This window comes from Sulfuricurvum sp. (genome assembly GCF_023250475.1).
Lineage (GTDB): Bacteria > Campylobacterota > Campylobacteria > Campylobacterales > Sulfurimonadaceae > Sulfuricurvum.
On sequence record NZ_JAHFAQ010000056.1, the window covers coordinates 1 to 13,884 of the forward strand.

A 13,884-nucleotide genomic window follows, 5' to 3' on the forward strand; every position below is an offset into this window, starting at 1 on the left:
AGCCGCCTATATCAAAGGGTGGCATCTTCCAACCCTCAAAACGGATCACTAACATGTACAAAATAAAAACCATTCTCCTCCTTTTGATTCTCGCCGGAGCAATCGATATCGGACGCTACTTCATCTATCCCAATATCGATGATCTCAAAGAGATTCGACCCATCCCTACGGCGTTTATGGAATACCGCGAAAAAGAGTGGGCCGAACAAAATCGGGATATGGAGATTACCCAAAAATGGGTCTCCATGTCTGAAATCTCTCCCAACGTCATTAAAGCGGTTTTAATCGGAGAAGATGACAAATTCTGGAACCATGACGGATTTGATGTTGACGGAATGGAGCAGGCATTGGAGCGCAGCCTCAAAAAAGGGTCTGTCGCGGGAGGGAGCACTATCAGCCAACAGCTCTCCAAAAACCTCTACCTCTCACCCAGCAAAAATCCGGTGCGAAAAATCAAAGAGGCGATCATCACTTGGCGCATTGAAAATTCCCTCTCCAAACGACGTATTTTAGAAATTTATCTCAACATCGCCGAATGGGGAGACGGTATTTTCGGAATCGAAGCGGCGGCACGCCATTATTATCATAAAAGTGCCAAAAATCTGACCGGACTTGAAGCGGCACGTTTGGCGGCAGTCCTCCCCAATCCGATCAAATACGATCCTACCGGAAGCCAAAAATACGTCAAAAACCGCTCTCGTGTCATCTATAAAATCATGAAACGCAGAGGTATCGTCATTCCGCAATTTCAAGAGATAATGACACCACCGAAAAATGAAGAGAAACCGACACAGGAAAGCAATGAAAGCGTCACTACTCTTTTCGGTCAAACAGGGGAAGAAGGAGCCCTTTCTCCCGAAAACAATCTCCCCGCATCGAGCGATCTAGGTACAGAGAAAAACGCTTCGCTGACGTTTTAAATTTATGGTACACTATCTTCATCTATGCAGTTCAAGGAGACCGTAATGAACAAACGGACATTTCTTAAATTTTTCGCCCTAACCTCGGGGACGCTGGTATTAGCCAATTCAGCCGATTCCTCTTCTGCGGCCCATCATGGTGTCTCCAATACTCAAGAGTTGCAAGAGATGGCACAAAAGATGTTCGGGGAAGTTATCTCTCAAAACGACTATTACGTCAATCACCAAGGCTCCGCTTTTTTTGAAAAACTTAAAAATTCCCAGCATCCGCGCGCTACCGTTATCGGATGTTCGGATTCCCGTTTTCAAAGCGATTCGCTCGATGCAACACCCGAAAACGATCTTTTTATCATCCGAAATATCGGCAATCAATTCAGTTCCAACATGGGAAGCGTCGAATACGGTGTGCGCCATTTGAACACACCGCTGCTCATTATCGTAGGACATTCGCGCTGCGGAGCGATTAAAGCGGCTTTAGGGGATTATTCCGAAGAGGGACCCCACATCATACGTGAACTCGATTCGCTCTCGCTGGCCGTGCGCAAAACCTCACTCATGGGTACAGATGAGAGCAAATGGCTAGCCGCCGTTATCAGCAATGTCCATCAGCAAGCCTATTACGCACAAAAAGAGTTTAAAGGGGATGTTGAGTGCGGAAAACTGACCATTGTGGGAGTGGTATACGATCTTTCCAACGATTTTAACAACGGCTACGGACGACTGAAAATTGTTAATATTAACGGTGAGTCCAATCCTGAAAAGATGATGGAGTTTCCACTGATGAAATCACTCTTTAAACCCGTACATTTCTAAGAATTTTCAACCTAATGAATTCAATCCTTTATCCGTCTAAGGACGATCCATCCGAGCAAAGATGTTGCGGCGATCAAAGAAGCCGGAGCATACGGGTCACCGCTGAGTTTCTCCAATGAGGTCATTAACACGGGGGTTAATCCCCCGACAATCCCTGCCGCACTTCCTAAAATCACTGCCGTAAACGATGCACGATACCCATGATACTTTAATGCCATAACCGTCGAAGCGAAAATAGGCGCTTGAAAAGCGCATAAAGCTATCACTAAGAGCAATGTGCCACCCAATGCAGCCCAATACCCCCCGATACTCATCCCAACCATCAGAGGATAAATACCGACGGCTAAACCCAACGCCGCACCGCGCATAACTTTAAATGAACCGATTCGATCAGCGAGCATTGCCATCAATGGGATAAATATCACCCCTATGATAATAGAAAGTGTATTGATCTGCCCCGCTTCGCTCTTGCTTAGATGGGCACTCCCCTCCAGCCAAATCGGAAGATAGACGAATACGGTGTAATAAAAAATCCATATCGCCGATGCAATCGTCAGAAATTGCCAGAATTCACGACGATGATGACGTAAAATAGCGACAATGGGAACCGTTTTGTCTTCGCTTGGCTGATACTCATCACTCAGATTACGACGCAGATAAAGTCCTGCTGCCGCAATAACGATACTCGCCCAAAAGGGGATTCTCCACCCCCACTCTCCCATCGCATCTTCTCCCAAGTACCACAATAATGCCCCACACAGTCCTGACCCCAAAGCCATACCGATTTTCGCACCGACCGAGACAAAAGAGCCATAAAGATTTTTGCGCTCCGGAGCAGATTGTTCAACAAGATAGACAATCGAACTGGCGTATTCCCCCCCGACCGAGAGTCCCTGAATCATCCGAAGTGCTACGAGGAGGATCGGAGCTAACAGTCCAACCTGAGTGTAGATGGGTAAAAAACCGATCAAAAAGGTGGGAAGGGCCATGAGGGCAAGCGAGCTTATAAGGGCGAAGCGCCGACCGATACGATCACCGATATGACCGAAAAGCAATGCACCGACAGGGCGCATAATCATCCCTGCGGCAAACGCGCTGAATGAGCCTAATAATGAAAGAAAGGGGTCTGTGGAGGGGAAAAAGAGCTTCCCCATCATCACCGCTAAAAAGCCGATAAGGGCGAAATCGTAGTACTCGATGACGTTGCCGATGATTCCGGCAGCGATGATTTTCTTTTTGGTTCGGATCAAACGATCCATCCGCCGCCGAGCAATTTATCTCCGTCGTAAAATACTCCGGCCTGCCCTGAGGCAACACCCAATACCGGTTCGTATAATTCAACGGACGCATGATCACCGTCGATTTTAACCAAACAGCGTACTGCCGTAGTACGATAACGAAGTTTGACATCACATTCAAACTCTTTTCTCTCATCAAACATATTCACCCGCTCTAACTCGACACGATTGCACTCTAAATCTTCACGCGTCCCTACGACAATCTGATTGGTTTGCGGTTTGATCTCGACAACAAAATGGGGATCGTGTGCGCCGTGGACGGTAAACCCTTTGCGTTTACCGATCGTATAGTGCATGTACCCTTTGTGTTTGCCGACGACTTTTCCCTCAAGGTTCAATACTTCGCCCTCTTGATCAACAGGGACATAAGGCTTTAAGACATCCATATAGGTTGTTTCGACAAAGCAGATTTCAGATGATTCACTTTGCGATGCAAACGATTCCAATCCCTCGATACCGGCGGCAAATGCTTTGATATCACTTTTATGTCGTTCTCCCAAAGGGAACAGCAATCGTTTTACCAACGCAGGATCGATGTAAAAGAGAAAATAGCTTTGATCTTTCGTATCATCCTGTGCTTGCATCAGATACTGTCCGTCGTGGCGAATATAGTGCCCTGTCGCAATGAAATCTGCCCCTAACGAATCGGCAAACGATACCATCGCACCGAATTTGATATTACGATTGCACAGCGCACACGGATTTGGGGTTTTTCCTTCGCGATACGTTTCGATAAACGGAGTAAAAACTTTTTCATTAAACTCTTCTTGAAGATCAAGAATATGAAGTTTCACCCCTGCAAAATCGGCCGCTTTCTGCGCACGGGCTTGATGGATCTCATGGTATCCGGGTTTGGAGTGGAGTTTCATATAAACCCCTTCAACTTCATACCCTTGCTCTTTGAGCAGCAACGTTGAAACGGTCGAGTCAACCCCTCCGCTCATCCCGATCAGTACTTTTTTGCCCATCAGATGCTGCTTTCGTCAGATTTTTCTCTATCAGCCATATAAGAAGAGAGAACTTGATAATATTTTGTATCATCCAATCCCTCTTTCTCCAGCGTAATCATCTGAGCAATCAAGGATTTTTCAATCTCTTTGACAACAAAAGAGAGATCGTCAGTCAATATAATCAATTTCAGATCCGCTTCATCAATCATCCCCTCAGCGAGCATCTTGTCCCGAATGAACTGAATCAGAGGCGCATAAAATTCAGTTCCGATGATAAATAAGCGCACTCCCCAGACTTTGCGGGTTTGAATAAGTGTCAATGCTTCAAACATCTCATCGAGAGTTCCGAATCCTCCCGGAAAAATAACATACGCCATCGAGTATTTGACCAGCATCACTTTTCGGGAGAAAAAGTAGTCAAAACTACGCCCTTTGGTAATATAGGGATTTGGTTGCTGTTCGGTAGACAATTCGATATTCAAACCGATCGATTCGACATCTTCATGCTCATACGCACCCCGATTGGCCGCTTCCATAACACCGGGTCCGCCGCCGGTAATAACGTTGTAACCCCGCGCCCCTAACATGCTGGAAAGCTCCATCGCCTGATGGTAATAGGGATGATTTTCATCAACCCTCGCACTGCCGAAAATGGTTACAGACGGCCCTAAATCTCCCAATTCGTCAAATCCTTGAACGAAATCGGCAATAATTTTAAAAACACTCCAAACATCCGCAGACTTTATATCTTTGACATAGCGGCTGCTTGGGTACTCTTTTTCTTTCTTTTTTCGATGCGGAGGCATACCTACCCTTTGAGTTTATTCAATCGATCGCGCTTGGTTCCGATCGAGGTGATCTGAACACCGAAGTTTCCATCGACAATCACCACTTCGCCCTGAGCGATAACATGATCATCCACCAAAATATCCAGCGGATCGTTCGCAAGCTGATTGAGCTCGATGACGGAGCCGATATCCATACTGAGAACATCTTTGAGGAGCATTTTTTTCTTTCCGATTCGCACACGAACGGGGAGTTTTACCCCCATAATCAAACCGATATTTTTCATCTCTCCGTCGTCAAGTTTGACCGCAGGTTCAGAAGAGGGTGTATCAAAAATATTTCCGCTGCCGCTGGGTTTAGCAGGAGCTGACTTCTCTCCGTTGAGCGCATCATTGACATTGGAATCGATTGCAAACATCATCAGGGAGTTAATCGTCCCCATCGAAAACGTAAAAACGAACATTTTCGCATAACCGTCAAGATTGACCTCTCCGCTCTCTTGGATAAACTCCGCTTTTTCAGGTTTAATCGTAAATTTCGGAAGCTCTTTTTGGGAGGCTAACGAGGTACTCATCGCCCCGACAATGTTCGAGACAATCTCTTTGGCCGCATCCATGTCTTCATCCGACATCGTGTCCTGTGCTGCGCCGTCACCGCCGAGCATCATGTCCCCCAGCGCCGTAGCGAGCTGCGGAGGCATCATCACAATTCCTCGTCCAGCTGTCGCACCGCTGAAACTCACATGAATTTGGGCAATAGGGGGGATAACGTTAGAGATAATAGAGATATCTTCCGCCTCTTTGAGCGTAATCACAGGAGTTTGACCCGTCAAACCTTCTATCGTGGCAACTGCTTCCGTTGCAAATACTCCGGGAAAATCACTCATCTTCATCCTCCTCATCTGCTGGTCCGTGTATCATCTCTTTTACGCCGCTGATACGCGCTTTTCGTTTTGTTTCAAACTCTTTAAGTGCCCGTTTAACGGCATCTTTTTCGGTATCGATAAGCGAAGTGATCTGTATCGATTTTCTAAATCTCCGCAGCCCCATTTGCCCGATAAAGCGGGCTTTCCCGTCCACGCTGACATTGACGACATCATCGGCAGGAATATTTAGCCGAATTATATCCCCTTCACCTAATTCCAACAACTCATGCAGACTTAATTCCGCTTCCCCAAGGTTTACTTCAACATTAACGTGCGCCCCCCCGAGAAGGACCTGAAGTTCTTGATTACGGCTTTTTTTCGAGCTGGTTTCATTGAGCATCAAATCACGGCTAGCCAATTTCGGCAATACCGGTTCCAACGCGATAACAGGGTAGCAGATATTCATCATCCCCGAACTGTGTCCGATAATGATCTCCATGACGACCATGACAACGATCTCATTTTGGGCAACAATCTGAACAACGTTCGGACTCGATTCTTTCGATTCTACCTGCGGATAGAGATCGGTAACCGGTCCCCAGGCTTCCCGAAGCGTCCCCATCATCACCCTCAAAATCGTCTCGAAAAGGGAGAGTTCGATATCGGAAAATTCGCGGTTGGCTTCGAAAGGCTCACCTTTGCCCCCCAAGATTCGGTCTAACATCGGAAACGCGATGGAAGGGTTGATCTCCAAAACGCCGTTACCTTCGAGCGGTTTCATCGAAAAGACGTTAAAGCTGGTCGGATTGGGAAGTGACATCAAAAACTCCCCATAGGTCATCTGATCGACCGAGTGAAGCTGTATCTCAACAATGGAGCGCATGATCGCTGAAATCTGGGATGCAATGGAGCGCGCCATTTTGTCATGAATCCCTCTAAAGGCGCGAAGCTGCTCTTTGGAGACACGGTTAGGTCGTTTGAAATCGTAAAGGGTGATTTGGCGCTGCGGGTAAAGGGATTCCTCGCTCGTTTCTAATAAGCCGTCCCCTTCATCATCGACAACGTCTAATAGGGCATCAATCTCTTCTTGGGATAATATATCTGCCATTACTGCCCTCCAACCGCTTCTTTAATTCGCCGAATGACCGATTTGTGAATTTGTGAAATTCGCGATTCGGTAATATTGACGATTTCACTGATCTCTTTCAGTGTCAGCTCTTCAAAATAGTAGAGCTGAATAATAATCTGTTCACGCTCTTCAAACGTCATCAAAACCTCTTGGATACTCTCAATCAGATCCTCATGTTCCAACCGCTCTAATACTCCACCCTCTTCCGGGGTACCCAACTGATCATCCAACGGCAAAACGGTATAAATATCCGAGGCGATTCGCGCTTCCCGTACTTTTTCCTGCTCAATCCCCAAAATAACGGAGAGTTCACTGTCGCTCGGCTCGTCATCATGATCGGCCATATAGACTTCAATGGCATGATCGATCTCTTTGATAAGACGGCGGCTCGAACGGCTCACCATGTCGAGTGAACGGAGGTAATCGAGCATTGCACCATATACGCGTGTTTTTGCATAGCCCCAGAATGAGTCGTTTTGGCTCTCATCGTAACGACGGGCCAGTTTAACCAGCTCTTCGGTTCCGATAGCGCACAAATCCATATAATCGATTGAACTTGGCAGGCGCTCTTTCAGACGAAACGACATCGCTTTTACGGCCGGAAGAAATTGAATCGCCAATTGATCTTCACGGTGTTTTAGCTCTTGCGTGTAAGCATTGGTACCGCTCATCCTTTCCCCCGTCCCTGATCATCCAGTAACTCTGATTTATGCGTGTAAAATGCGTCAATAAACTGTTCGCGTTTATTGATTTCACGTACAAAGAAATCGAGATTATGTTCATGCGCTTTTTTCGGAAAAGATTGCGCTTTGACTCCCAACGACTGGAAGAAAAATCCGACACACAAATGGGCGAAAAGATAAAAAAAGAGACTGATGAGAAGCACCAGTCCCAAAAAATTCTCAGCCGAATCCGATTGCAATATCCCAAAAACAATACCGATAAAAAAACCCTGTACTGTTAGAAAAGAGACAAAATTCGAACCCCGCATATCTTCTTATCCTTATCTTTGCTGTCTATCCAAAAAAGCAGTCTTTATCCTAGCCGTACGAAGACGCGGATCAAAAATGTTCCATCAGACGTTTAAACAGCCCACCTAAACCGCTTTCTTTGGGATCTACGAGCACGTTTCGTTCCAGTTTTTTTGCGATACGCTTAACAATCTGTTCTAATTCATTTGTTGGGGTAGCCGTCGGGAAATCTCGGGAGAAAAGAGCTCTTTTTTTGACACTCATAGAGATCTTTGGGTCATTCGAAATCTGCCCGAGATAACTCAGTTTCAACCCTCCCCCGATGTTGGCTTGGGCAACTTTATGAATTTTATCAAACAGTGCCTCCGCCTCTTTTGCCGAGCGGACTTGATTCATAATCACATTAATCTCATCGCGCAGGCGCGATGTTACCTTAATCGTTGCATAGGCATCGGTAATTGCGGCGGGATCAGGAACCGTCACCACGATAACGTCATCACAGGCACGTAAAAAGAGTTGGATGTGCTCTCCGATACCTGCTCCCGTATCGATAATCATCACATCCAGATCATCGAGAACATTGGCTTGATCCATAAACCGCTCGAACAATCCGCCCGACGCGTATTTAAAAATCTCTTCGCCGCTTTCACCGGGGATTAAAACCAAATTCGGCTCTATCGGAACCAAAATCTCTTCGACGGTCGCTTCCCCTTTTAGGACGTGCAGAATATTTTTTTTGATTTTGACGTTAAACATAACATCAAGATTCGCCAACCCGATATCGGCATCGAATATCCCTACTTTCAACCCGTATTTTGCCATCACATAGGCCATATTTGAGCTGATCGTACTTTTTCCGACTCCCCCCTTACCGCTGGTAATCGCAATAAACCGGGTTTTTTTTGCTACCGCATTGCGGTTTTGATTAACGAGGGCTTCAAGTTTGGAAGCTTGGTGATTCATACACTCTCACCTCGGTTAAAACCGTTCATCAAACACTCAACCAAAAAGTCAGACGTTGCCACCACTAAATCTTCGGGAACTTCCTGCCCTACCGAGAAGTAGCTGATCGGTACTTTCGTCTCGTAAACAAGCGAAAAAATATTCCCGAAACCTCTGGTTTCATCGAGCTTTGTAAACATCATCGTGTCGATCCCGAGGGGTGCGAAATTCTCATAGGTCGCTTTGAGATCATCGTACTTGATTGAACTGGGCATTACCAGCACCACATCAACGGAGTAATCGGTACTGTTTTCCCGCAGACATTCATAAATCTTTTCGATTTTCCCTTTATCGTACGGAGAAGAGCCCATCGTATCGATCAAAATATAATCCGAATAGCGCAGCGCATTGAGGGCACTGGAGAACTCAGGGGGATCAACCACCGTCTCAATCCCCAGTTTCATCATCCGAGCGTACTGCATCAGCTGCTCAACCGCTCCGATGCGATAGGTATCGAGAACCACAAGCCCCACCTTGTATTTCTTCTCTAAAAGATACGAAAAGCGTGCGGCCAATTTAGCGATCGAAGTGGTTTTTCCGACACCCGTAGGCCCCACGAGCATGATTACTTTTTTGCTTCCCGGCTTCGGAGAGGTTTCCATCCGTACCGGTATCATTTTTCGCATCAATACTTGAAAGTAGCGTTTAACGGTCTCCGAACTCTCTCTCATTTTAGAGGGCATATGCTCCAGCGTGAGATGCATAATCTCATCCAAATGATCCTGATCCATTCCGCTCTCTTGCGCCAGACGATAAATTTCGGCGAATTCCGGAGGGATAGCGGCGGTCGTTTTCGGTGATTTTTCCGACCAAAACATGTTTTGGATCAGCTTGACTTTGTCTCCGAGTTTTTCAATCTCCTCTTTGATCCGTTTGAGATCTTCGCTCTCCCGAACCGGAGCATGGCGGGGAACCCGTTCCTCTTCGGTCACTTCGGCAATTTTAGAGATTTGTTTTGCGGCGGCAGAAATGTTATAGAGGACATCGCTGCTTTTTTGAGCCAACGGACGCTGTTTCATAAACGGCTCTTCAATCGGAGTCTTTGCTTTAGGGGAAGGAGCGGCATTCTCTTCGACGCCGACCACAATCTCGTACAGAGCACTTTTGCCGAGTGATTTTTTCTGTACTTCACGCGTTTCGATCAACATCGCTTCCTCGCCGACCTCCAACTGTGCTTTTTTAAGCGCTTCGGCAGGGGTGGCACCGCTAAATGTCAAGATTTTCATAGTATCTCCGTACGCTCTTATGAGCCAAACTTCCAAGCGGAATCGTCACACTGACCCGCTTATTCCAATGAGGATGGGGAATACTCAACTCTTTCGTCCGAATGGAGCGTTTCTCAAAGAATAGTATATCCAAGTCTAACGTCCTCGGCGCATTCGCAAAACTGCGACGGCGCCCAAAACGTTTTTCAATCCGCCAAATCAGCCGTAAAAGAGCTTTGGGTTCAAGTGACGTCGCGATCTCCATAACGGTATTTTCAAAATCAGACTGTTCCGTGTAGCCAAAGGGTGGATTGCGAAGAATTATACCGCTTCGAACAACCCTTAAAAGACTCATCCGCTGCATATAAAACCACAAATGATTCATCCGCCGCTTTACATCTCCGATATTTCCCCCTACTCCTAAAATCGCACGGTAACGGTAGCGACGAGAGGGGGAGAGGGTTTTGGGGAAATAATGATCGACATAGATACTATGCTTCTCATCCAGAACGCGGCGCAGAGGCATCGCTTACTCTTCTACCGCGCCTTGTTGCTGTGCTTGACGCATTGCATTGATTTCGCTGAGGATTTGCATCATTCCCATCATCGCCAAATGGTATCCGAAAGGGCCAAAACCGATAACCGACGAGGTACATACCGGAGCGGTCATACTTTTTTGGCGAAACTCTTCACGACGGTAGATGTTGCTGATATGCACTTCGATCGTCGGAAGGTTCACCGCACTGATCGCATCGCGGATAGCGATAGAGGTATGGGTATACGCTGCCGGATTGATAATAATTCCGTCTGCATCACCGTAGCACTCTTGAATACGGTCAACAATTTCGCCCTCTAAATTGCTTTGGTAAAACTCGATATCTACCCCATTTTGAGTTGCGACATCTTTCATCTGTGCATGGATTTGCTCTAAACGCATCGGTCCGTAGACTTGCTGTTCCCGAACCCCTAACATATTCAGATTCGGCCCTTGGATAACGACTATTTTCATTGATAAACCTTGATTAATGTTTTAAGGTATAGATTATAAGTGGTTCTATATTATAAGGAACTAAATTTCACTATCGCTTATATGCATTCCACCCGATTGCGCCCGTTTTCTTTTGCTCGATACAGTGATGAGTCCGCCCTATGTATCATACTCTCCTGCGTATCTCCGGGAGTAAAAATACTCACTCCGAATGAAGAGGTGATCGTTCCCGCATCGGCAAAATGAAGCTCTTCAACGGCCAAACGAAGTTTTTCGGCGACGTAAAGTGCTTTTTCCATATCAACATCCGGCAAAAGACAGACAAACTCTTCACCGCCCCAGCGTGCTAAAATATCTCCGGTACGGATCGTTTGCGAAAATACATGGGCTACCTCGATCAATACTTTGTCTCCGCTTTGGTGTCCATACGTATCATTAACCCGTTTAAAATGGTCTACATCCGCAATAATCAGACCAAACGTATGATTCTCATCCCAATGACGACGACGAATCATATTTTCAAATACCTCATTAAATTTATGCCGATTGAAGAGCTTAGTCAGCGGATCGGTAATGGAGAGGAGTTCTATCCGTTTCTTATCGCTGATATCGTGAAAAATAACCGTATAAGACAACGTGCCGTTCTCATCGTCATTCAAAGGGGTTACAACGGTATCAAACCATACCTCTTCCCCGTTTGCCAAGACGGCTTTGACTTCACCTGACCATTTTTGCTGACGCGCGATCGCATCACATATTTGGATCGTATCAAAATCAACCGAAACATCCCCAAATACCTGAGAGAGATACTCTCCGATCACACTCTCTTTTTTATATCCGAAAAACTCTAGAAACGCTTGAGTTGCTTCGACTATCCGACACTCTTCATCAATTTTGGTAATCAGAAGATTGGCATCGATAATCATTTTATCTCTGTGCAGTTCACAGTTGAGTTCGGAGATTTTTTCCATCTGGGATTGAAGGGTAAGCTTCAGTTCATGCAGATCGCTGATATCGTAAATCGATACCATCACTAGCCCCTCTTCAACAATATAAGGGGAGATCGTCACCTGAAGCTGCATATTAATCAGCAATGAGGTCGTGATTTTTGTGCGGGGTATTTCGATAAAACGGTTTTGCAATGATGCATCGTAAAAGGTGGGAGATGCTAAGCGCAACGTTGTCCGTATCTTCCGCGCAAAAACTTTGTAGTCGATCTGAGGATAAAAATCGTGAAGATTCTTACCGATCATTTCAGATGCCGGATGAGCCGTATTGATCTCTAGCCATTGATTCCAGTAACGGATTTCAAAACTTTCATCAATAACCATAACCCCTATTTCAAGGGCATCTAGAAGCACATTAGGATAAGGAATCGTAACCATCAGGCATATAACTCTTCGAGTTTACGATCGATAAGTTCTTTTAAACTTCCGATCATCCCGTCTTTCGTGAGGATAAAAATCTGTCCGTTGATGTTTTGATGCTGAAATTCCATCTCCGTGCTGATAATAATGATTCGATGGTAATTGATAATATCCTCTTGGCTAATCAGGGAATTGCCGTCCACCCGTTCTGTCGAAGGGACGAAGAACTGGACTTTGGTATTCAGTTCTTCCGTCAATCGGCTGATAATCGTCGCACTGAGAATATTGGTCAGTTCAATCACGGCGTCCAGAATATCCCCATCCGATGGCTTATCGACGTCATACAGATGATGCCCCAGATGCAATGCGGATTCTTCCGAAATAACAAAGAGGAACTCTCCGCTAAAGAGCCCTCCGAAAAGCTGTTTTGTCACATAGTTACGCTGATCGTTAGGTATCGTTTGCTGAATATAGCTATCCAGCCCCTCCATATCACTGATCATAATTTGGGGAATATGCATTTTTCCGAATGCTTCGAGCAAATCGGCAATACTCGCCGTTGCATTTCCCATTGCGATATTCATCAACTCCCGAAGCATATCAAGATGATCGTCTGTAAATCCGTTTTGTTGCATTCTTAACTCTTTATATGGAAAGTTGCTGCAATACAGACAACATTTTTTCGCTATTAATCGGCTTGGGAACCATCATTTTGGCGCCGGATTCGAGAACAGTAGACTGTGCTTGTGCTTGAATATCGGCCGATACAATAACAACTTGTGCTTTGGAATCAATTTTTATAATCTCTTTCAAGGCTTCATACCCGTCCATCACCGGCATAGTCAAGTCTAAAAAAACAGCGCTCGGTCTTTCCTGCTTAAATAATTCGACCGCGATCAGCCCGTTCTCCGCTTCTAAAATTTCAGCCATAGGCTCCAGTTCTTTAAGCGTTTTAATCAGAAATAAACGTGCTAATTTAGAGTCATCGACAACAAGTATTTTCAATATAATCCTTTTATATTTCCCTATTTTTTATTATAACGCATTACTCTTTAAGCGGACTATTTGAAATGTCTTTCAACCTCTCCTTAAGCAATAGTAAAAATTTTGATTCTAATTGCCAAAAAGTGAAATGGGTTGTATTCCCTATGATACAATTCTAGCCATTAAAAGAACTCTGGTACGTTTGGACATTACTGTATGAAAATATTATTAGCCGATACCCTTTTTACCGATGGGAATATACTCCGCGATTACGGTGTCGTGTTTGAGAAAACCATAATCGAAATCGTCCCGAATAATGAGCTGCGTTCCCGCTACGGTGAACAGTGTGTCGAGCTCGGCGAGGGTTCGGTGATTCTTCCGGGACTGATCAATCCCCATGTCCATCTCGAATTCAGTGCCAACCGATCCACTCTGACCTACGGTGAATTTATGCCGTGGCTCTCCAGCGTTATCGCATCCCGCGAAGAGCTGATCAACGAATGCGATGACGAGTGTACGACGCAGGCGATCAACATGATGCTCTCCAACGGTATCACGGCATTCGGAGCGGTAAGCTCGTACGGTTTTGATTTAAACCCCTGTTTT

General features: G+C 45.7%; 17 protein-coding genes. 3 read left to right on the forward strand and 14 right to left on the reverse strand.

Going from position 1 to position 13,884, the window contains the following annotated elements; translation table 11 throughout:
• Window positions 1–53: 53 nt before the first annotated feature.
• Entirely contained in the window at window positions 54–920 is an 867-nt protein-coding gene (gene mtgA / locus Q0C19_RS06655) for a monofunctional biosynthetic peptidoglycan transglycosylase (RefSeq protein WP_295054208.1), read from the forward strand.
• Between the two features lie 45 nt (window positions 921–965).
• Window positions 966–1,733, forward strand: a complete 768-nt coding sequence (locus Q0C19_RS06660; RefSeq protein ID WP_295054210.1) for a carbonic anhydrase — start codon at window positions 966–968, stop codon at window positions 1,731–1,733.
• 20 nt (window positions 1,734–1,753) lie between these two features.
• Here the strand turns inward: Q0C19_RS06660 and Q0C19_RS06665 are convergent, their stop codons facing one another.
• From Q0C19_RS06665 to Q0C19_RS06730, 14 genes are all read right to left on the reverse strand, one after another.
• Complete coding sequence (locus Q0C19_RS06665) at window positions 1,754–2,992, reverse strand: MFS transporter (RefSeq protein WP_295054213.1); 1,239 nt, start codon at window positions 2,990–2,992, stop codon at window positions 1,754–1,756.
• Window positions 2,980–3,999 carry a tRNA 2-thiouridine(34) synthase MnmA gene (gene mnmA, locus Q0C19_RS06670; protein WP_295054216.1) on the reverse strand — a complete coding sequence of 340 codons (1,020 nt, stop codon included), beginning with the start codon at window positions 3,997–3,999 and terminating at the stop codon, window positions 2,980–2,982. Before mnmA ends, Q0C19_RS06665 begins: the two co-directional genes overlap by 13 nt.
• Complete coding sequence (locus Q0C19_RS06675) at window positions 3,999–4,787, reverse strand: TIGR00730 family Rossman fold protein (RefSeq protein WP_295054219.1); 789 nt, start codon at window positions 4,785–4,787, stop codon at window positions 3,999–4,001. Before Q0C19_RS06675 ends, mnmA begins: the two co-directional genes overlap by 1 nt.
• A gap of 2 nt (window positions 4,788–4,789) precedes the next feature.
• A complete protein-coding gene (gene fliY, locus Q0C19_RS06680) occupies window positions 4,790–5,653 on the reverse strand; it encodes a flagellar motor switch protein FliY (RefSeq protein WP_295054222.1) in 864 nt (287 codons plus the stop codon).
• The gene (gene fliM, locus Q0C19_RS06685; RefSeq protein ID WP_295054225.1) at window positions 5,646–6,740 is read right to left on the reverse strand and encodes a flagellar motor switch protein FliM; all 1,095 of its coding nucleotides are present in this window, start codon (window positions 6,738–6,740) and stop codon (window positions 5,646–5,648) included. The genes fliY and fliM overlap by 8 nt, the downstream gene beginning before the upstream one ends.
• Window positions 6,740–7,432 carry an RNA polymerase sigma factor FliA gene (locus tag Q0C19_RS06690; RefSeq protein ID WP_295054228.1) on the reverse strand — a complete coding sequence of 231 codons (693 nt, stop codon included), beginning with the start codon at window positions 7,430–7,432 and terminating at the stop codon, window positions 6,740–6,742. The genes fliM and Q0C19_RS06690 overlap by 1 nt, the downstream gene beginning before the upstream one ends.
• Window positions 7,429–7,752, reverse strand: a complete 324-nt coding sequence (locus tag Q0C19_RS06695) for a hypothetical protein (RefSeq protein ID WP_295054231.1) — start codon at window positions 7,750–7,752, stop codon at window positions 7,429–7,431. Before Q0C19_RS06695 ends, Q0C19_RS06690 begins: the two co-directional genes overlap by 4 nt.
• Before the next feature lie 70 nt (window positions 7,753–7,822).
• The gene (locus tag Q0C19_RS06700; RefSeq protein WP_295054234.1) at window positions 7,823–8,695 is read right to left on the reverse strand and encodes a MinD/ParA family protein; all 873 of its coding nucleotides are present in this window, start codon (window positions 8,693–8,695) and stop codon (window positions 7,823–7,825) included.
• The gene (gene flhF, locus Q0C19_RS06705) at window positions 8,692–9,960 is read right to left on the reverse strand and encodes a flagellar biosynthesis protein FlhF (protein ID WP_295054237.1); all 1,269 of its coding nucleotides are present in this window, start codon (window positions 9,958–9,960) and stop codon (window positions 8,692–8,694) included. The genes Q0C19_RS06700 and flhF overlap by 4 nt, the downstream gene beginning before the upstream one ends.
• Window positions 9,941–10,465, reverse strand: a complete 525-nt coding sequence (folK, locus tag Q0C19_RS06710) for a 2-amino-4-hydroxy-6-hydroxymethyldihydropteridine diphosphokinase (RefSeq protein ID WP_295054240.1) — start codon at window positions 10,463–10,465, stop codon at window positions 9,941–9,943. Before folK ends, flhF begins: the two co-directional genes overlap by 20 nt.
• A 3-nt stretch (window positions 10,466–10,468) precedes the next feature.
• On the reverse strand, window positions 10,469–10,948 hold the full coding sequence (aroQ, locus tag Q0C19_RS06715; protein ID WP_295054243.1) for a type II 3-dehydroquinate dehydratase: 480 nt from the start codon (window positions 10,946–10,948) through the stop codon (window positions 10,469–10,471).
• 77 nt (window positions 10,949–11,025) lie between these two features.
• Window positions 11,026–12,312 carry a diguanylate cyclase gene (locus tag Q0C19_RS06720; protein WP_295054246.1) on the reverse strand — a complete coding sequence of 429 codons (1,287 nt, stop codon included), beginning with the start codon at window positions 12,310–12,312 and terminating at the stop codon, window positions 11,026–11,028.
• Window positions 12,312–12,929, reverse strand: coding sequence for a chemotaxis protein CheX (locus tag Q0C19_RS06725; protein WP_295054248.1), 618 nt, complete (start codon window positions 12,927–12,929; stop codon window positions 12,312–12,314). Before Q0C19_RS06725 ends, Q0C19_RS06720 begins: the two co-directional genes overlap by 1 nt.
• A gap of 10 nt (window positions 12,930–12,939) precedes the next feature.
• Window positions 12,940–13,299, reverse strand: a complete 360-nt coding sequence (locus tag Q0C19_RS06730; RefSeq protein ID WP_295054251.1) for a response regulator — start codon at window positions 13,297–13,299, stop codon at window positions 12,940–12,942.
• A 195-nt stretch (window positions 13,300–13,494) separates the two neighbouring features.
• On the opposite strand from Q0C19_RS06730, the gene Q0C19_RS06735 reads away from it, so the two are divergent.
• The coding region (locus Q0C19_RS06735; protein WP_295054254.1) for an amidohydrolase family protein at window positions 13,495–13,884 on the forward strand (390 nt) is incomplete at its 3' end.

Coding starts and splice junctions, on each gene's coding strand:
- mtgA (WP_295054208.1), top strand. CDS start 54: ATGTACAAAATAAAAACCATTCTCCTCCTTTTGATTCTCGCCGGAGCA.
- Q0C19_RS06660 (WP_295054210.1), top strand. CDS start 966: ATGAACAAACGGACATTTCTTAAATTTTTCGCCCTAACCTCGGGGACG.
- Q0C19_RS06665 (WP_295054213.1), bottom strand. CDS start 2,992: ATGGATCGTTTGATCCGAACCAAAAAGAAAATCATCGCTGCCGGAATC.
- mnmA (WP_295054216.1), bottom strand. CDS start 3,999: ATGGGCAAAAAAGTACTGATCGGGATGAGCGGAGGGGTTGACTCGACC.
- Q0C19_RS06675 (WP_295054219.1), bottom strand. CDS start 4,787: ATGCCTCCGCATCGAAAAAAGAAAGAAAAAGAGTACCCAAGCAGCCGC.
- fliY (WP_295054222.1), bottom strand. CDS start 5,653: ATGAGTGATTTTCCCGGAGTATTTGCAACGGAAGCAGTTGCCACGATA.
- fliM (WP_295054225.1), bottom strand. CDS start 6,740: ATGGCAGATATATTATCCCAAGAAGAGATTGATGCCCTATTAGACGTT.
- Q0C19_RS06690 (WP_295054228.1), bottom strand. CDS start 7,432: ATGAGCGGTACCAATGCTTACACGCAAGAGCTAAAACACCGTGAAGAT.
- Q0C19_RS06695 (WP_295054231.1), bottom strand. CDS start 7,752: ATGCGGGGTTCGAATTTTGTCTCTTTTCTAACAGTACAGGGTTTTTTT.
- Q0C19_RS06700 (WP_295054234.1), bottom strand. CDS start 8,695: ATGAATCACCAAGCTTCCAAACTTGAAGCCCTCGTTAATCAAAACCGC.
- flhF (WP_295054237.1), bottom strand. CDS start 9,960: ATGAAAATCTTGACATTTAGCGGTGCCACCCCTGCCGAAGCGCTTAAA.
- folK (WP_295054240.1), bottom strand. CDS start 10,465: ATGCCTCTGCGCCGCGTTCTGGATGAGAAGCATAGTATCTATGTCGAT.
- aroQ (WP_295054243.1), bottom strand. CDS start 10,948: ATGAAAATAGTCGTTATCCAAGGGCCGAATCTGAATATGTTAGGGGTT.
- Q0C19_RS06720 (WP_295054246.1), bottom strand. CDS start 12,312: ATGGTTACGATTCCTTATCCTAATGTGCTTCTAGATGCCCTTGAAATA.
- Q0C19_RS06725 (WP_295054248.1), bottom strand. CDS start 12,929: ATGCAACAAAACGGATTTACAGACGATCATCTTGATATGCTTCGGGAG.